The sequence below is a fragment of the Streptomyces sp. NPDC040610 genome (assembly GCF_055594065.1).
This window is the reverse complement of the sequence record NZ_JBVIXA010000002.1, coordinates 211284-227990: the sequence shown is the minus strand read 5'-3', so window position 1 is coordinate 227990 and position 16707 is coordinate 211284. Positions and strand designations below refer to the sequence as shown.

Annotated in this window: 16 protein-coding genes; 10 read left to right on the top strand and 6 right to left on the bottom strand. The window is 71.9% G+C overall.

Annotation, left to right across the window (positions count from 1 at the left end):
• Positions 1-102: 102 nt before the first annotated feature.
• A complete protein-coding gene (locus ACZ6AA_RS07965) occupies positions 103-960 on the top strand; it encodes a crotonase/enoyl-CoA hydratase family protein (RefSeq protein ID WP_471456868.1) in 858 nt (285 codons plus the stop codon).
• Between the two features lie 70 nt (positions 961-1030).
• On the opposite strand, the gene ACZ6AA_RS07960 is transcribed toward ACZ6AA_RS07965, so the two are convergent.
• The 3 genes from ACZ6AA_RS07960 to ACZ6AA_RS07950 form a co-directional block, all read right to left on the bottom strand.
• Positions 1031-1678, bottom strand: coding sequence for a response regulator transcription factor (locus ACZ6AA_RS07960; RefSeq protein ID WP_468457703.1), 648 nt, complete (start codon positions 1676-1678; stop codon positions 1031-1033).
• Between the two features lie 693 nt (positions 1679-2371).
• A complete protein-coding gene (locus ACZ6AA_RS07955; protein WP_471456866.1) occupies positions 2372-3286 on the bottom strand; it encodes a PDR/VanB family oxidoreductase in 915 nt (304 codons plus the stop codon).
• A gap of 103 nt (positions 3287-3389) precedes the next feature.
• A complete protein-coding gene (locus tag ACZ6AA_RS07950; RefSeq protein WP_468457707.1) occupies positions 3390-4019 on the bottom strand; it encodes an MSMEG_1061 family FMN-dependent PPOX-type flavoprotein in 630 nt (209 codons plus the stop codon).
• Between the two features lie 197 nt (positions 4020-4216).
• Here ACZ6AA_RS07950 and ACZ6AA_RS07945 point away from each other — a divergent pair, with 197 nt between their 5' ends.
• The 3 genes from ACZ6AA_RS07945 (at position 4217) to ACZ6AA_RS07935 (ending at position 7470) form a co-directional block, all read left to right on the top strand.
• Positions 4217-4837 (top strand): TetR/AcrR family transcriptional regulator, encoded by a 621-nt coding sequence (locus ACZ6AA_RS07945; protein ID WP_468457709.1) that lies wholly within the window; start codon positions 4217-4219, stop codon positions 4835-4837.
• Positions 4838-5049: 212 nt separating this feature from the next.
• Positions 5050-5565 carry a lytic polysaccharide monooxygenase auxiliary activity family 9 protein gene (locus tag ACZ6AA_RS07940; protein ID WP_468457711.1) on the top strand — a complete coding sequence of 172 codons (516 nt, stop codon included), beginning with the start codon at positions 5050-5052 and terminating at the stop codon, positions 5563-5565.
• A gap of 297 nt (positions 5566-5862) precedes the next feature.
• Positions 5863-7470 carry a PucR family transcriptional regulator gene (locus tag ACZ6AA_RS07935; RefSeq protein WP_471456864.1) on the top strand — a complete coding sequence of 536 codons (1608 nt, stop codon included), beginning with the start codon at positions 5863-5865 and terminating at the stop codon, positions 7468-7470.
• A 95-nt stretch (positions 7471-7565) separates the two neighbouring features.
• Here ACZ6AA_RS07935 and ACZ6AA_RS07930 read toward each other — a convergent pair whose 3' ends face one another.
• Positions 7566-8702, bottom strand: a complete 1137-nt coding sequence (locus ACZ6AA_RS07930; RefSeq protein ID WP_471456862.1) for a serine hydrolase domain-containing protein — start codon at positions 8700-8702, stop codon at positions 7566-7568.
• A gap of 312 nt (positions 8703-9014) precedes the next feature.
• Between ACZ6AA_RS07930 and ACZ6AA_RS07925 the strand changes: the two genes are divergently transcribed.
• The 6 genes from ACZ6AA_RS07925 (at position 9015) to ACZ6AA_RS07900 (ending at position 15074) form a co-directional block, all read left to right on the top strand.
• The gene (locus ACZ6AA_RS07925; RefSeq protein WP_471456860.1) at positions 9015-10037 is read left to right on the top strand and encodes a dipeptidase; all 1023 of its coding nucleotides are present in this window, start codon (positions 9015-9017) and stop codon (positions 10035-10037) included.
• A 269-nt stretch (positions 10038-10306) separates the two neighbouring features.
• On the top strand, positions 10307-11389 hold the full coding sequence (locus ACZ6AA_RS07920) for a M20 family metallopeptidase (RefSeq protein WP_468458076.1): 1083 nt from the start codon (positions 10307-10309) through the stop codon (positions 11387-11389).
• 119 nt (positions 11390-11508) lie between these two features.
• A complete protein-coding gene (locus tag ACZ6AA_RS07915; protein WP_468482486.1) occupies positions 11509-12243 on the top strand; it encodes a GNAT family N-acetyltransferase in 735 nt (244 codons plus the stop codon).
• A 53-nt stretch (positions 12244-12296) separates the two neighbouring features.
• Complete coding sequence (gene menC, locus ACZ6AA_RS07910; RefSeq protein ID WP_468457718.1) at positions 12297-13406, top strand: o-succinylbenzoate synthase; 1110 nt, start codon at positions 12297-12299, stop codon at positions 13404-13406.
• A gap of 59 nt (positions 13407-13465) precedes the next feature.
• The gene (locus ACZ6AA_RS07905) at positions 13466-13939 is read left to right on the top strand and encodes a hypothetical protein (protein ID WP_468457720.1); all 474 of its coding nucleotides are present in this window, start codon (positions 13466-13468) and stop codon (positions 13937-13939) included.
• Positions 13940-14093: 154 nt separating this feature from the next.
• On the top strand, positions 14094-15074 hold the full coding sequence (locus ACZ6AA_RS07900) for a hypothetical protein (RefSeq protein WP_471456858.1): 981 nt from the start codon (positions 14094-14096) through the stop codon (positions 15072-15074).
• A 10-nt stretch (positions 15075-15084) separates the two neighbouring features.
• Here the strand turns inward: ACZ6AA_RS07900 and ACZ6AA_RS07895 are convergent, their stop codons facing one another.
• Both ACZ6AA_RS07895 and ACZ6AA_RS07890 read right to left on the bottom strand, forming a co-directional pair.
• The gene (locus tag ACZ6AA_RS07895) at positions 15085-15429 is read right to left on the bottom strand and encodes a hypothetical protein (protein ID WP_468457724.1); all 345 of its coding nucleotides are present in this window, start codon (positions 15427-15429) and stop codon (positions 15085-15087) included.
• Positions 15430-15714: 285 nt separating this feature from the next.
• Positions 15715-16647, bottom strand: coding sequence for a helix-turn-helix domain-containing protein (locus ACZ6AA_RS07890; RefSeq protein WP_471456856.1), 933 nt, complete (start codon positions 16645-16647; stop codon positions 15715-15717).
• Positions 16648-16707 lie beyond the last annotated feature (60 nt).

Here is a 16707-nt window from a genome sequence, read left to right as displayed (position 1 = left end):
GGCATCAGGACGAGTACTTCCAGGGCGTAGGTGACTCCCGACGCCCGCACTACGCTTGCTGGTCAAACCCCCGTAACACGCCGATTCAGGGTGGGCAGAGGTGTGACCGGAGAGCTCAGGCAGGGCCCCGCCGCCGAGGCGGACGGCGGCCGCGGAGAGGACCGCGCCGACGGCGGCGGCGCCCCCGGGAACGCTGCCGATGTACTGGTCGAGCGGCGCGGCCCGATCCTCGTCGTGTGCCTGAACCGGCCCCGTGTGCGCAACGCGCTGACCCGTGCCATGGCGGAGCGCGTCGCCGCGGCCTTCGCGGAGTTGGACGACCGTGAGGAACTGCGGGTGGGCGTGCTCACGGGCACTCCGCCGGCGTTCTGTGCCGGGATGGACCTCGCGGCCTTCGCCCGCGGTGAGCGTGCCTCCCTGCCGGATCGCGGCTTCGGAGGGCTCACGGAGCGGCCACCGGCCAAGCCGCTGATCGCCGCCGTGGAGGGGGCGGCGGTCGGTGGTGGCTTCGAGATGGTGCTCGCCTGCGACATGGTGGTGGCGTCGGCGGACGCCAGGTTCGCGCTGCCCGAGGTGCGCCGGGGGCTTGTGGCCGCGGCCGGCGGTCTGCTGCGGCTGCCGCGCGCGATCGCTCCCGTCGTGGCGATGGAGATGGCTCTGACCGGCGAACCGATCGACGCGCAGCGTGCGTTCGCGCTGGGTCTGGTCAACCGCGTCGTGCCCGCGGGGGCGGCCGTCGCGGCCGCCTGTGAGCTGGGGGAGACGATCGCCGCGCACGCGGACCACGCCGTCCTCGCGAGCAAGGCCGTCCTGGCCCGGGCGCGCGACGGGGAGCTGGCCGACGAGTACCGCTCGCACCGTGAGCTGCTGGCCGACATCATCGATTCCCCCGGCGCGCGTGCCGGGGCGCGCGACTTCGTCCAGGGGCGTTCGGGTGGGAGTTCGGGTGGGAGGGGGTGACATCTGGATCTGGTGACAGCTGTACGGGACGACGTCTGCACGGCAGGGCATGCGGGGGCGGTCCGCCCGGTCAGCCTCTGGCTCCGGTGGTCACGCCCGCCTGGAAGGAGTACTTGCGGAACAGCTCACGGCGTCCGCTGACGCCCAGTTTCCGCAGCGCGCTGCTGACTTGATTCTTTATGGTCTGCGGGGCCAGGGACAGTTCACCGGCGATCTCCTCGTTGGTGTACCGCCGCAGCACGAGGCTCAGCACCTCTTCTTCCCTGCGGGTGATGGCGGGCAGCCCGTCGGACGTGACGCTCCGCACGTCTATGTGGTCGCGTTCGTTCTTGCCGAGTATCCACATGCGCTGGCCGAGGTGGGTGCGCACGACCGCGTCGACCAGCTCCGCGCTGCCCACGCTCTTGTGCAGGAAGCTGTCGGCCCCGGCCGAGATCGCGGCGACGACGGCGCCGGGTGAGGTGTCCCCGGTGAAGACCACGACCCGGGGCGAGTTCTCCATCGCCTTCACCTGCTGGCACAGGTCGGCGCCGCTGGTCGTGCCCTCCAGCTCCAGTTCGAGGACGACGACACCCGGGCAGGAGTTCCTGACGACGTGCCATGCCTCGTCGCTCGTCGCCGCTTCGGCGGTCCACGCCACTCTGGTGTCCAGCAGGGATGAGAGGGCGTACCTGATGACGGGATGCCGGTCCACGACGAGGACACCTAACGCTTGCATGGAGAACTCCTCACACAGTGAGTGCAGCGGATGCTGGTCGGGTCTGCGGTGCTCCGAGTCGCGGCGGCGGCCAGGCTCCGGGCGCCGTCCCGAGGACGGCGGATGAGGGAGAGGAGGGCTCTGCTGCCGTGTGTGGCCCAAGGGCCGGCCCGCGGCTGACTCCCGCGGGCTGGTCAGGCCGGGACTCGGAGCCATGCAACATCACTTAATCAATCGTGAGACAACACCCCGTTGGCATTCCGAGACCGGAATCTATGCTTCCTCGACACCCCGTTGGACAATCCGCGATCGGATTGAGTCGTTCCTTCCTGGCTGTTCAACAAAAGCCAGCCGACTGGCTAGAGACTGCCACGGACGCGCGGTTCATCGGCAGCCACTCGTCGTACCGTGTACGAGAAACCGTACGGTACTGCGGGTACCGGTGGTGTCCATATCGATGAACTGGTGGAGACTTCCGCAGGTCGGCGACTGCGGAGATGACCCGTCCGCCTTTCGGGGTACCCGTTCGTGCCCGTCCTGAACGGGCAAGGAGCGGCGCCACGGGGTGGTGGTCGCGGCTGTCGCGGAATCACGGGCCGCCGTGGACCAGTGGTCGAAGGCGACCGCATTTCGCACGTTCAGATGCATGAACGTCTTGCCCGGACTTGAGACCACTGTCTCGAAGCCCGGGGTCATGGCGCCGGGAAGGGGACGTCAGAGGTCCAGGTGCAGTTCCGGCGTGAGCGCGCGCGACACGCACGCGTACATGCGACCGGCGGGGGCGCCGATGTCGTCGCGGTGTTCGGGGCCGCCGGAGAGCACGGTGACCTCGCAACTGCCGCAGACGCCCTCGCGGCAGCCCGAGGGCACCCGGTGTCCGGCGCGGTTCAGGGCGTCCAGGAGCGACTGGTCGGCGGCGACGGGGACGGTTCGGCCGGAGCGGGCGCACACCGCGTCGAAGGACGTGTTCGGGGCGAAGGTCCGGGCGGCCGGGCGGAACCGTTCGGTGTGCAGCCGCTCCACGGGGAAGGCGGCCCCCGCCGCGGCGATCATCGGGGCGGGGCCGCAGCAGTACACCAGGGCGTCGGGTGCGAGGTCGGCGGCCAGGGCCCCGAGGTCCGGTCGGCCGTCCTCGCTGGTGGCGACGAGCCGCACCCGGTCGCCGTACCGCGAGCGCAGCCCCTCGGCGAACGGCATGGTCGACGTCGACCGGCCCACGTAGACGAGGGTGGCCGGGATGTCCGCCGCGACGGCCGCGGACAGCATCGGCAGCAGCGGGGTGATGCCGATCCCGCCGGCGAGGAAGAGGTAGCGCGGCGCGGGCAGGAGCGGGAAGTGGTTGCGGGGCGGCGACACTTCGAGGGCGCGGCCCGGGCGGAAGTAGTGGTGGATGTACTCCGAGCCGCCCCGGCTCAGCGGGTCGTGGCGCACCGCGACGCGATAGCGCTCCTGGTCGGCGGGGTCCCCGCACAGCGAGTACGAGCGGGTCAGCCAGTTCGGCAGCGTCAGGTCGATGTGCGCGCCCGGTTCCCAGGGTGCCAGGGGGCCGGTGGCGGCGCGCAGGACGAGCGAGACGACGTCCTCGGCCACCTGGTCGACGCGGTCGATGACGGTGTGCTGCGCCTGCATCGCTGATTCACCTCGGGGCTGGTCGGTGGGGCTGAGGGGGTGGAGGGGCGGGCGGTGGGGCGGACGGGTCCGCAGGGGGGCCGGTGAAGCGACTGACGTGGCGTCAGTAGAGCGTGTGATACGCGTCTTCGAGGCCCTCGTCGACGACCTTGGGGTCGACGTCCCAGCCCAGCTGGGAGGTGACGAGTTCCCCGGCCGAGGGCATCTCGTCGGCCAGCGCCTGGCTCGCGGGGTCCCACAGGCGGGAGCGGACCAGGGCGCGACCGCAGTGGAAGTAGGCCTGCTCCACCTCGATGATCAGGGCCAGTTCGGCCTCGCGGCCCTCGGTGTGCATCCGGGCGAGGACGTCGGGCTCGTCGGTGGCGTACGCGCTGCCGTTGACCCGCAGCGTCTCGCGGACTCCGGGGATGAGGAAGCACAGGCCGACGCCGTCGTTCTCCGCCAGGTTCCGGAACGAGTCGGCGATCTTGTTGCCGGGTCGGTCGGGCATCGCGAGCGTGTGCTCGTCGAGCACCTTCACGAACCCCGGGTAGTCGCCGCGCGGTGAGCAGTCGGCGCGGCCCGCCGCGTCCGCCGTCGCCAGGGAGAGGAAGGGGGAGTGCGCGATGAAGCGGCGGAAGTGCTCGTCGATGCGGTCGAGGACCTTCGCCTCCACCAGGGCGTCGGGCGGTCCGAGCCGCTCCAGGACCTCGGCCAGGGAAAGCCGCCGGGGGCGGACACCGGTCTGCGTCACGAAGGCTCCTTGGGGCTGGTGGGGCTGGTGGGGCTGGTGCGGCCGGTAGGGCCGGGGCTGGTGCAGCTGGTCGGTCGCGGCTCCGGAGCGCACGCCCGCATCGGCCGCGCACTGCTCAACCGCAGGTCGTGGCACTATTGTGAGCAATTACTCGCATCCCGCGCTACTCGCTTTCGGGGTGCGCCGAGGAGGGTGGCATGGCATCGGACCCGCACGCGCTCCGAGCACGTAAGCAACCGCGTCAGGCGCGGGCCGAGCTCACCAGGGAGCGCATCCTCACCGCGGCTGCTCACGTTTTCGCCGAGTACGGGTACGCGGCGGGGACCACGAACCGGATCGCGGAGCGGGCGCGGATCTCGATCGGTTCGCTGTACCAGTACTACCCGAACAAGGACGCGATCCTCCTCGAGCTGGTGAACCGGCACCTCCACGCCGGGGCGCTCGCGCTCAAGGAACGCCAGGACGGCGACCACTCCGACTCCCTCGAAGTGATCATGCGCGGATTCGTGCGTGCCGTGATCGACAACCACCTCGACGACCCGAAGCTGCTGCAGGTCATGATGGAGCAGGCCCCGCACGCTCCCGAGCTGACGGAGCGGATGGCCCGGCACCAGTGGGAACGGGTGGCCTATACGCGGGAGTTGCTCGCGTGCCACCCCGAGGTCCGCGTCACCGACATCGAGGTCGCCGCGCATCTCGTGGTGTCCGCGGTCGACCTCGTCGTTCACCAACTCGTCGCCGCGCCGCGCTCGGTGGACACCCGCCGCCTGGAGAACGAACTCGTCGCCATGCTCACGCGGTACCTGACGGCGGCCTGACCGGCATCCGACCGGCGCCGACAGCCGTGGGCGGTCGCGAACGTGGCCCGAAATCACCCTTGACCGTAACCTGCCAAAGTCTATGGTCCAGACTAATCGGCAGCCGTGAATATCAGGCCCCACTGTGCACAACGGTCTGCCGCACCCCCACCCCCCACCCCAGAGCACTTCACGTCACCCCCCCCATGAAGCAATGCCGTGAAGGAGTACGCATGGACAAGAAGCGCAAGGTAGCCGCCATGATCGGCGCCGGTCTGGCACCGGTCCTCGCCCTCACCCTGCCGACCGGCTCGGCCAGCGCGCACGGATACGTCAACGCACCCGCGAGCCGCCAGGCGCAGTGCGCCCAGGGCACGGTGTCGTGCGGCGAGATCAAGTGGGAACCGCAGAGCGTCGAGGGCCCCAAGGGCCTGCGCAGCTGCAGCGGCGGCAACGCGAGGTTCGCGGAGCTCGACAACGACAGCAAGGGCTGGCGGGTCAGCGACGTCAGCAGGACGCAGACGTTCACCTGGACGTTCACCGCCCGGCACCGCACCGCGAACTACGAGTACTTCGTCGACGGCACCAAGGTCGCCACCATCGACGGCGGCAACCAGCAGCCCCCCGCGACCGTCTCGCACCAGGTCAACCTCGGCAACGCCACCGGCAGGCACAAGGTCCTCGCGGTATGGAACATCGGCGACACGGCCAACGCCTTCTACGCGTGCATCGACGTCAACATCCGCTGACACCGGCATCCACTGACATCCGCTGACATCAACCTCCACTGACGTCGACGTCCGCTGAGCGGAAGCCCGACACGACGGACGGCCCGGCGCCCTCAGGGCGCCGGGCCGCCACCACGTGTGGACCGTCCACGAGGAAGAGCCGACGCCAGTCCTGGGCGACCGGGGTTGTCAATCCGGACAACACGGGCCTAAGTTTCTGTGGGGATCCGCCAAACGGTCGGACGCCTCGGGGGAGCACTCTGGGCTGTCAGGACGGCGGCCCGGGCCGATCCGAGGCCGACGCGATGAGGAGCACCCATGGACGCCTGCACCCTCGGCGACCTGGTGGACGTAGTCGGCGGCTCGTCGCTGCGGCTGCGCACCGCGCCCGCAGGGCCCGCCACCCCGGTCACCGAGGTGCTGCTGTACGACGCGCACGTTCCGCTGCCGCACGCGCCCGGAGCCCTGCTGCTCGCGGTCGGCGTGCCCGCGCCCGCGGCCGAACCGCTGGTGCGGGCCGCGGCGGACGCCGGGATGACCGGTGTCGTGGTGCGGGGTGCGGACGGGCCGGTCGGCGCGGCCGAGGCGTGCGGGGTCGCGCTCCTGACGGTCGACGACGAGACGGCCTGGCACCACGTGCACCTGATGCTGGCCTCGGCGATCGACGGCCGGTCCACCCACGGCGGCGGCGTGGGGGACCTGTTCGCGCTGGCCGACGCGATCGCGGCGGCGACCGGCGGGGCGACGTCGGTGGAGGATCCGCGCGGGCGCATCCTGGCCTACTCCACCGTGCCCGGCCAGCCCGTCGACGAGGACCGCCGCCAGGGCATCCTGGGCCTTCAGGTACCGGGCAGCCTCGACAACGCGGAACAGGTCAGGCTGGTGTTCGCCGCCGACAGGCCGGTGCGGCTGCCCCCGCTCAAGGAGGGCGGCCTGTCGAGGCTCGCCACCGTGGTGCGGGCGGGCGGCGAGGCGCTCGGCTCGGTCTGGGTGGTCGACGACGGCACGCTCGCCCCGGACGCCGAGCAGACCCTGGCCCAGGGCGCGTCCACGGCGGCGCTGCTCCTGCTGCGCACCCGCGCGGCCCAGGAACTGGCGCGCCATCAGAACACCGACCTGCTGCGCAGGCTCCTCGACGGTACGGCGGACGCCTCGACGGCCGCGCACCGCCTGGGCCTCGACGTGGTGCGCGTGGCCGCGTTCGTCCTGGACGCGGCGGCGAGCGTGCCCGACGCCGAGCGGACGTCGCTGCGGCTGCTCGACGTCGTACGCCTGCAGTGCGAGGCGCGCTATGGGCGGCACGCGTGTGTGCTTCTGGACGGGGTGGTGTACGCGCTGCTGCCCGCGGCGGGGGAGCCGGGCGTGGCGCACGTACCGCAGGAACGGGTGGCGGGCGAACGGCGGCACCGGCGGCTGGCGCAGGACATCGTGCGCCGGGCCGGGCGGTCGCTGCGGGTGCCGGTGCGAGCGGCGCTCGGCGCGGTGGTGCCGGACCTCGGCGGGGTGGCGGACTCGCGCGCGGACGCGGATCTCGTCCTGCGGCTCCTCGGCGACGCGCTGCCGGTGGCGACGGTCGACGAGGTGCGCCCCCGGGTGACGCTGCTGCGGCTCTCCGAAGTGATGCGTGAACGGCGGGAGTTGAGGGAGGGCTCCTGGCGGCGGGTGCTCGCGGCGGACACCGAGCACGGCACCGACTACGCGCGCACCCTGGTGTCCTGGTTCGACGCCGGGTGCGACGTGGCGAGCGCGGCCAAGGCGCTCTCCGTCCACCCCAACACCTGCCGCTACCGCCTCAAGCAGGCCGGGCGCCAGCTCGGCGTCGACCTGGGGAACGCCGACGAACGGCTCGTCCTCTGGCTGCAGTTGAGGACCTTGGCGGGGCTCGGCGGCACCGCCGGTGCCGGGTTCACCGACGCGCCGGGGTGAGGCGCGGCACCGGCGCACCCCCATGATGTGCACCGGTGCCGCGACCCCGGGGCGCCGACCCCCGGGGTGAACCCCAGGGGCGCGGCGCGCGCCGGTCAGCGCAGATCGCGGATGAGGCGGTTGACGACGGCGTCCACTTTCTTGTCGTCGAACGACTCCGAGCCGATCAGCAGCGTCACGGCCCGCTTGCCGTCATCCGTGACGGCGTTCCTGAGCTTGTGGCCGGTCTCCATGTAGCCGCTGTGCCCCCAGGCGACGAGGCCGGGACGGGGCTCGTACCGCTCGACGCCCAGGCCGTAGCGCGACCCCGCGGAGTCATCCGGAATGGTCCGCTTCATCTCGGCCAACTGCGCCGGGGCGAGGAGCTTCCCGGACATCAGCGCCGTCCAGAAGGCCGTCACGTCCGCACCGGATGAGACCAGGGCACCCGACGCGTCGGCCGCGGAGGTGTTCCACTCCGTCTTGTCCACCAGGGCGCCGTTCCGCTCCACGTAGCCGCGCAGTTCCGGCTTGCGGATCGTGACGCGGTCACCGGGCCAGTAGGTCTCGCGCAGCCCGAGGCGCTTGATGATCCGGTGCTTGATCTCGGTGCCGATGCTCCGCCCCGTGACCTCGGTGACGATCAGTCCGGCCAGGTTGTAGTTGGTGTTGGAGTAGGAGAAGCCGTCCGGGGTCCTGTCGTCGGGCGGCGGCAGCTTCAGCGCCTGCTTGACCGTCAGGAGGGGCTCGATGTGATCCCAGCGGTGCTCCTCGTCGTCCTTCCAGAACGGCGCTTCCAGGTAGTCGGGCAGGCCACTGGTGTGCTGGAGCAACTGCCGAATCGTGATCTTGCGGCCGTCGTAGACGTTGGTGCGGATCAGACCGGGCAGGTAGTCGTCGACGGTGTCGTCGAGCTTGATCCTGCCCTCGCCGACGAGTTGCAGCACGACCGTGGCCGTCCATGTCTTGGTGTTGCTGGCGATACGGCTGTGTTCGTTGCCGACGGCCTTGCGGCCCGTCCTGAGGTCGGCGAGGCCGACTCCGTTCTTCCGCACACCGCAGCGCGGACTCTTCACCGTCACGCTGATCCCCGAGGCGCCGACACCGCTCAGCGCCTTCAGTGCCGCCTGGATGGGCTTGGCGTCACACCGCGGTGACCCGGCGGGCTCGGCTGACGCGGCCGACACGGCGGGAGCTGTCAACAAAGAGGCGGTGAAAGCCAGGGTCATGGCAGCGCTTGTCCTGCGTCGCATGGGTGTCTCCTTCTGCGGACGTACGGTGTGACGGGTCAGGCCACGTGGGGTGCAGGGGGGTAGTGGTTCGCCACTCTAAAGACCGCGCCGCGCCCCGGGTTTGTCCGCGTGTCCAAGCATCGGCCCGCTGGTTTGTCCCGTTGGACCAAGATCCCGGGGGTTCGTCGTGCGTACGTTGTGTCCCGTACGCCCGCATCGTTCCGGACCGGTCCCGCACCCGGCCCCTGTCCGGTCGGCCTGCCCCTGTCGCGCCGCCTCTTGGCGACGTGCCGCCGGGCCACCCCTGCTCCCCGCCACGCGAAAGGTTCCGTCGTGTCCCTCGGCCTCCATCGCCGCGCCGTCGTCGCCGATGCCCACAACGACCTCCTCATGGCCGTCTCCGCTCGCCCGCCCAAGCGGTGGGGCGGCTTCTTCCGGGAACGGTGGCTGCCGCAGCTGCGCGAGGGCGGCGTCGGCATCCAGGTCCTGCCGGTGTTCATCGACGAGCAGTACCGCCCCGAAGGCGCGCTGCGGCAGACCCTCCGCATGATCGAGTGCGGCCACGTCATCGCCGAGGCCAACGCCGACCACGTCGCCCTGTGCCTCAACGGCGCCGACATCGACAAGGCCCTCGCCGAGGACAAGATCGCCCTCGTCCTCGCGTTGGAGAGCGCGCCGGGCGTCGACGCCTCCGTGGAGCTGTTCTCCACCCTGTACCGGCTCGGCGTCCGCATCGCCTCGATCGCCCACTGGGGACGTACGCCCCTCGCCGACGGCAGCCGGGAGAACGCCACCGGCAGCCGACTGACCGCCCCCGGCGTCGAGGCGCTGCGGGAAATGGAACGCCTGGGCATGCTCTTCGACATCTCCCACCTGGGAGACAGCGGGGTCGCCCATGTCCTTGAACTGGCCACCCGCCCGCTGATCGCCACCCACTCCAACGCCCGTGCGCTACGGGACCACCACCGCAACCTCACCGACGAGCAGATCCGCGGCGTGGCCGACACCGGCGGCCTGGTGTGCGTGAACTTCGTGGCCGACTTCCTCACCGACGACGAGTCGAAGGTGGGCGTCGACCGGGTCGTCGACCACATCGAGCACGTCGTCTCGGTGGCCGGGGTCGACCACGTCGGCCTCGGGGCGGACTTCCTCGACGAGATCATCGCGGATCTCACCCCGCCCTGCTGCGAGAACGTCGACGACGAGGACCCCTTCTTCCGCTTTCCCGGCCTGGAAGGCCCGGCCGACCTGCCCCGGGTCACCGAGGCCATGGTCCGCCGGGGCCTGCCCGAGGAGGACATCCTCAAGATCCTGGGCGGGAACACGCGACGGCTCATGAACAAGCACATGGGCTGAACGAGGGCCCGCGCTCAACGAGCGCTCGGCCTGAACAAGCACCTGGTCCGACGCCGCATCAGGTCGTCACCTCACCACGCCTGCGGATCCCGCCGCACGGTCGGCGTGGTGGCCAACCCACCCTGGAGGACTCACCCGTGCCACACGACGACGCAAGCCCCTCCGCGCAGCCGGAGCCACAGCCGGGTCGACGGGCGATCCCGCAGCCGGACGTCCGGGGGGCCCGGCAGCCGCACCGCCAGGCGAGCCCGGCGCCGAGCCTCGACGCCATGCTCGCCGACCTCGAAGAACTCGTCACCTGCGAGTCCTACTCGGCCGACCACGCCGCCGTGGCCCGCAGCGCCCAGGTGGTCGCCGCCCAAGGGCGCCGACTGCTCGGCGCCTCGCCCCGCACCCTGGTCACCGACGGCGTCACCCATGTGCGCTGGACCTTCGGCACACCGCGCGTCCTGCTCCTCGGCCACCACGACACGGTCTGGCCCATGGGCTCCCTCGCCACCCACCCCTGGTCGGTGGAGCAGGGCGTCGCCCGCGGCCCCGGGGTCTTCGACATGAAGGCCGGACTGGTCCAGATGTTCCACGCCCTCGCCTCGCTGCCCTCACTCGACGGCCTCTGCGTCCTCGTCACCGGGGACGAGGAGACCGGCTCGGCCACCTCCCGCCGGCTCATCGAGGACATCGCGCGCCAGTGCACGGCCACCTTCGTCCTGGAGGCCTCGGCACCCGGCGGCGCGCTGAAGACCAGCCGCAAGGGCGTGTCCCTCTACGACATCACCGTCCATGGCCGCGCCGCCCACTCCGGCCTCGAACCGGAGAAGGGAGTCAACGCGGCCACCGAACTCGCCCATCAACTCCTCACCCTGCAGGGCATCGCCGACACCGTCACCGCCTCCACCGGCCCCGGCACCACCGTGACGCCCACGGTGATGCGGGCCGGAAGCGCGAGCAACACCGTGCCCGCGCGGGCCGAGCTGAGCGTGGACGTCCGCGTACCCGACGAGGCGGCGCAGGAAGCGGTCGACCGGCTCATCAAGAACCTGGAGCCGCGGAACCCCGCCGCCCGTCTGCAGATCGACGGCGGCCCCAACCGACCGCCCCTGGCCGCCGAAGCGTCCCGGAAACTGTTCGCCCTGGCCGCCGAGGAAGCCGTATGGCTCGGCCTCGGCCCGCTGTCGCAGACCGCGGTCGGCGGGGCCTCCGACGGAAACTACACCGCCGGGGCCGGATGCCCCACGCTCGACGGACTCGGCGCGGTCGGCGACGGCGCGCACGCCGACCACGAACACGTGCTCACCGCCACCATGCCGGACCGCGCGCGGCTCCTGGCCCATCTCGTCGGAGCGGTGCGATGACCGGATCACGCGTCCCGGACGCCTCGGCCCTCGCGAACGCCTCGCCCCTCCCGAGCGCGTCGACGCTCCTGAACGAGCCGACCGGCGTGAACGGACCGACCATCCGAGAACTCCACGCCATGGACGACTTCGAAGCGGTCAGCCTCCTCTACGCCGACATCTGGGGCAGCGAACCCGGCCACTCACCCCTCTCGGCCGAGGCCATGCGGGCCCTCTCCCACGCGGGCAACTACGTGGCCGGGGCGTACGAGGAGGGCCGTCTCGTCGGGGCGTCCGTCGCCTTCTTCGGCGTGCCCATAGGCGCCAGCCTGCACTCGCACATCACCGGTGCCGTCATGGGCCGCGGTGTGGGCCTCGCCCTGAAGAAGCACCAGCGGCAGTGGGCCCTCGCCCGCCGACTGACGCGCATCACCTGGACCTACGACCCGCTCATCCGCCGCAACGCCTACTTCAACCTCGTCAAACTCGGCGCCCGCCCGGAGGAGTACCTGACCTCCTTCTACGGCGCGATGGACGACGCCATCAACGGCGGCGACGAGTCCGACCGCGTCCTCGCCGCCTGGGACCTCACCGCGCCCGCCCCGCCGGACGCGATCGAGTTGCCCGTCGGCGCCGCCCACGCTCTGCGCGACCACGAAGGCCGCCCGGAGACCGGCCCGACCGACGCCGACACCGTCCTCATCGACCTCCCGGACGACATAGAGGCCCTGCGCCACACGGATCCCGGCGCCGCCCGTGCCTGGCGCCTGGCCGTACGGCACACCCTGGGCGGCCTCCTCGCCGAAGGCGCCCACGTCGTGGGCTTCCACGAACGCCGCCGCTACGTGGTCCGGCGCACCCCACCCCGTTCCTGATCACTGACCCTGCTCGAACGTTCCTGACCCCGCCTGAAAGGGAGCCACCCGCCATGAAGACAAAGATCTCCGGTGTCGAGCTGCGCCGGATCGCGATGCCCCTCGTCGCTCCGTTCCGTACCTCCTTCGGCGTGGAGACCAGCCGCGATGTGCTGCTGGTCCGCGTCGTCACCGCCGACGGCGAGGGCTGGGCCGAGTGCGCGGCCATGTCCGAGCCGCGCTACTGCTCCGAGTACGTCGACGGCGCCCAGCACGTCCTGCGGGAGTTCCTGATCCCCGCCCTGCCGAAGGACGGCGTGGACGTGCAGGCCGTGGGACGGATCCTGGACCCCTTCACCGGGCACCGGATGGCGAAGTCCGCGCTGGAGACGGCCCTGCTGGACGCCCAACTCCGCGGCGCTGGCGAGTCGTTCGGCTCCTATCTGGGTGCCGCCAAGGACCGGGTTCCGTGCGGGGTCTCCGTCGGCATCATGGACTCCGTCCCCGAACTCCTCGACGCCGTCGAGGCCTACATCGCCGAGGGCTACGTCCGGATCAAGCTGAAGATCGAACCCGGCTGGGACGTCGAGCCCGTACGCGCCGTGCGCGAGCGCTTCGGCGACGAGCTGCTCCTGCAGGTCGACGCGAACGCCGCCTACACCCTGGCGGACGCCCAGCACCTGACCGAGCTCGACAACTTCGGCCTGCTGCTCATCGAACAGCCCCTGGCCAACGACGACATGGTGCAGCACGCCGCGCTCGCCAAGCAGCTCGGCACCCCGGTCTGCCTGGACGAGTCCATCGAGTCCGCCGCACACGCGGCCGCGGCCATCTCGCTCGGCGCCTGCTCCGTCATCAACATCAAGCCCGCCCGGGTCGGCGGCTATCTCGAGGCCCGCCGCATCCACGACATCGCCAGCGCCCACGGCATCCCCGTCTGGTGCGGCGGCATGCTGGAGACCGGCATCGGCCGCGCCGCCAACGTCGCCCTCGCCGCCCTGCCCGGCTTCACCCTCCCCGGCGACACCTCCGGCTCCCACCGCTACTTCGCCACCGACATCACGCAGCCCTTCGTCCTCGCCGACGGCCACCTGGACGTCCCCACCGGCCCCGGCCTCGGCGTCGTACCGCTGCCCGACGTCCTCGACGAAGTCACCACTTCTCGCGAATGGATAGCCCTGTAAGAGCGGGGCCTGCAAAACAGGCCTGCAAAAACAGGGAAGGCCCGTCCTATCCTGTGGCCATGGATGCCGCAGCCGCGGGTGCGGCCCTACTGATGGCAGCGCTCAACGAAGCGGTGCGCGACTTCCAGTCCTACGGATACGACCGGTTCCTCGCCCACCAGGGCGCCGTCACGCCGCGCTACGGCGGGATCCTGCCGCCCGCGGTCCATGCCTATGTCTCCGTCGGAGTCTCGTTCGACCTGGTGGGCGAGGAACGGCGCGGTGACCGCCGCGAGGCCCGCGTGTCGGTGTCGGTGGACCTGCGCGACGAGGTGTTCGTCGTGGCGGGGGAGGCGGGCGTCGACGCGCTGCGCCCCGGCGACGACGACGGACCCTGGGAGCTGCTGCGGGAACTGCCCGAGGTGGCGGTGCGGGACCTGGACGAGTGCGTCGCCCTGATCCGCGACTACACCGCCCGGCTGTGCGCCTACACCGAATTCCTGGACGACATCGGAGTGCCCCGCACCCCCCGAAGCCCCGGCAAGGCCCCCTGACCCTGACTCTGGCCCTGCCCCGTCACGTCCATGCACACTCGGTTCATCCCGCCTCCGCCGTGCGGGGGAGAGGGACAGCCCCGCTGGGTGACGCGACGGGCGGGGCCGCCCGCGAGGGTGAGGGTTCTCGGCGGGAAGTGAAGGGGAACCCTCGATGGATCGGTTGGACCGGGCGGGGCGCCTTGCGGCGTACGGGGCGGCGCTCGCGATCACGCCCTATGCGGTGATCAAGATCTCCTGGGTGGTCGGCGCGATGGCGGGGCTGCTGCCGGTCGACGACTCGTTCAGCACGGCCGGTTGGGTCGTGCTCAACACCGTGACCGTCGCCATGGCGGGCATCGGGATCGGCACGGCCCTCGCCCTCGTCCGGCCCTGGGGCCTGCGCATACCGGCGCCGCTTGTCGTGTCCGTCGCGTGGGTCGGCACGGGATTCCTCGTCCCCGTGCTGCCGTATGCCGTACTGGACTCCGTGCTGGGTCTGTCGGACGGCGCGCCCGAGCGCCATGGGGACGACGGTCCGGCCATGCCCGGCTGGGAGGCCGGGCTGATCCAGTTCAGCTTCGTGGGCATGGGGCTCGGCCTGGCTCTCGCCCTGCCCGCCTACCTCGGGCGGCGTTGGCCGGACGCCTTCGCCGGTCGGGTCGGTGGCTTCGGCCCGGCCGGTCGACGGGGTGCGCCGGGGGCTGTCGGCGCCGCGACAGTCATCGGCGTGGTGTGGGTCTACTGGGCGCTCGGCGGCACGGCCGGTATCGCGCACCCGGCGCGGCAGCACGCCGACGGGCGCCTGCTGACGGGGCTCTGGGGACTCTGGGCGCTCACGGCCGCGGCCGCCACATGGGCGGTCAGTCGCGGTCGACCGGCCCGGCTGCCGTGCTGGATCCCCTTGACCCTGGGCTGGCTGGGGTCGGGTTCGCTCTTCGCGTGGAGCGCGTGGAGGCTGCTGTTCACGTCGTACGTCGCCATCGCGCGGCCCGCCGGTACGACGCTGCCGGAGGGCCTCGCCGTCTCGGCCGTGGTGTACGCGGCCGCGGTGGCGGCAGGCGCGGTCATGCTCTCGGCGCTCGTGCGACCCCGGGGGCCCGGCGCGGCGCCCGCCGTCGTCAACGCCTCCGCACGCGGCGGCAGTTCGGCGTGAAGGCGGGCGTCTACGGCGCCCCGGTCCCGAACCACACCGTGTTGGCCCGGAAGGTCCCCCAGGTCACCCCTGTCCCCGCCGGTACGACCTCCTTGGCGCCCTGGCAGCGGAGCGCGCCGGTGCCCTCGTACACCGTGGCCTTGGTGTCGGTTTGGTTGTCGACGCCGAGTGAGGTCCTGGTGAGATTGAGGCAGAGGCCGCTGGTGGGGTTGATGATCAGATTGTTGGATCCGTCCGTGCCGGTGTAGTAGAACTTGCCGGTGGCGGCCTGGGCGCTGGTGGGCAGGGCGGTCGCCAGCGCCACCGCGGCGCATGCGGCGAGCACGCTCCGGACGGTCCTCCTGTGTGGGGCCATGGTGATGTCGCTCCTCGGGGGTCGGGCCTCAGTGTTTTCCCAGTGAGGCCTTCCGCGCCGCCGCTCCGCGAGAAGAGGCGGACGGCGGCCTTCCCGGCGAGCGTCCACCGTCCGCGACGCCCCCGGAAGAGCCCCTTCCGCAAACCGCTCGTTCGGTGCGTGTAGAGGTACATGTAAGGGCAGTCGGCGCCTCCCTGACCGGTCCGTCCCCCTCCGCGTGTGCTCCGGCGCCGCCACCCGCGGCCCGGCGCGAGCGGCGGCGGCCGGTGGCGCGGGCGGCGCCGGTCACGCCCACTTCTGGTGCCGTGTGGACGCGCAGCGCAACGCCCGCAGCCCCGGACGGCTGTGGTCGGCCAGGCACCTGCCCGTGACCGTGTTCCGCACCCCCACCGCCTCGTCGGCTCCCGCGACGAACAGCCACCGCTGGGACGGCGTGGCGCCGCACGGCACCGTACGCAGCCCCTTCCCGCCGTCGTCGAGGCACTTCCCCGTGGCGTGGTTGCGGAGCTGACGCCCGCCGTCGGTGGACCGGTTGACGGTCCACCACTGGTACGGCATCCCGTTGCACGCGTAGGAACGCAGGCCCTTGTCGAGGCTGTCGTCCAGGCAGTTGCCCGTGGCCCGGCTGACGAGGATCCGCGTCGCCTCCACCGGCTTCGGGGCGTCGGCCGAGGCCTCCTCGGCCCGCACGCTGCCCTCCGCGGCCGGGGCCTGTCCGGACGAACCGGTGGACGCGCCGGTACCGGCGGCGGGACCCGAGGGCGTGGACTGGAGCGTCAGCACGGCGACGACGACCCCGGTGAGCAGCCCGGCCACGGCGCCCGCCGTCGCGAACGCCCAGCGGCCGGTGAGGCGGACCCGCACCGCGGCGATCCGGCCGGGAGCGGGGGCTGACGGAGCGTCAGCCTCGGGTGAAGGAGCGGGCGGTGGTTCGGGTCGGCTGCGATCGGCCGCCTCCCACAGCGCCCGGAACTCGGTGGGGTCGCCGCCCAGCGCCCTGCACACGTCACGGACCACCGGCCAGGGCGGCACGGTGTCGCCCCGGAAGTAGCGGGAGAGCGACGAGTCGCTGATCCGTACCTGCTCCTCCAGGCTCCGCAACGTACGCCCCGAACGCTGCTGCAGCGCCCGCAGCGCCCCGCCCAACCGCCGTGCCGCGGCGGGGTGCTCGCGTCCTGTGGGGGCCGGGGGGTGTTCGCGTCCGCCGTGGTCGGTCATCGAGAACAGCCCCCTGGATGGCCGGCGACGGCGTCCCGCCCCCGCTGTTTCCTGTGCCGG

Bases quoted from the DNA above. Each gene is read 5' to 3' on its own strand.
- ACZ6AA_RS07960 (WP_468457703.1), bottom strand. From the start codon at position 1,678: ATGCAAGCGTTAGGTGTCCTCGTCGTGGACCGGCATCCCGTCATCAGG.
- ACZ6AA_RS07955 (WP_471456866.1), bottom strand. From the start codon at position 3,286: ATGCAGGCGCAGCACACCGTCATCGACCGCGTCGACCAGGTGGCCGAG.
- ACZ6AA_RS07945 (WP_468457709.1), top strand. From the start codon at position 4,217: ATGGCATCGGACCCGCACGCGCTCCGAGCACGTAAGCAACCGCGTCAG.
- ACZ6AA_RS07940 (WP_468457711.1), top strand. From the start codon at position 5,050: ATGGACAAGAAGCGCAAGGTAGCCGCCATGATCGGCGCCGGTCTGGCA.
- ACZ6AA_RS07935 (WP_471456864.1), top strand. From the start codon at position 5,863: ATGGACGCCTGCACCCTCGGCGACCTGGTGGACGTAGTCGGCGGCTCG.
- ACZ6AA_RS07930 (WP_471456862.1), bottom strand. From the start codon at position 8,702: ATGCGACGCAGGACAAGCGCTGCCATGACCCTGGCTTTCACCGCCTCT.
- ACZ6AA_RS07920 (WP_468458076.1), top strand. From the start codon at position 10,307: ATGCTCGCCGACCTCGAAGAACTCGTCACCTGCGAGTCCTACTCGGCC.
- ACZ6AA_RS07915 (WP_468482486.1), top strand. From the start codon at position 11,509: ATGGACGACTTCGAAGCGGTCAGCCTCCTCTACGCCGACATCTGGGGC.
- menC (WP_468457718.1), top strand. From the start codon at position 12,297: ATGAAGACAAAGATCTCCGGTGTCGAGCTGCGCCGGATCGCGATGCCC.
- ACZ6AA_RS07905 (WP_468457720.1), top strand. From the start codon at position 13,466: ATGGATGCCGCAGCCGCGGGTGCGGCCCTACTGATGGCAGCGCTCAAC.
- ACZ6AA_RS07900 (WP_471456858.1), top strand. From the start codon at position 14,094: ATGGATCGGTTGGACCGGGCGGGGCGCCTTGCGGCGTACGGGGCGGCG.
- ACZ6AA_RS07895 (WP_468457724.1), bottom strand. From the start codon at position 15,429: ATGGCCCCACACAGGAGGACCGTCCGGAGCGTGCTCGCCGCATGCGCC.
- ACZ6AA_RS07890 (WP_471456856.1), bottom strand. From the start codon at position 16,647: ATGACCGACCACGGCGGACGCGAACACCCCCCGGCCCCCACAGGACGC.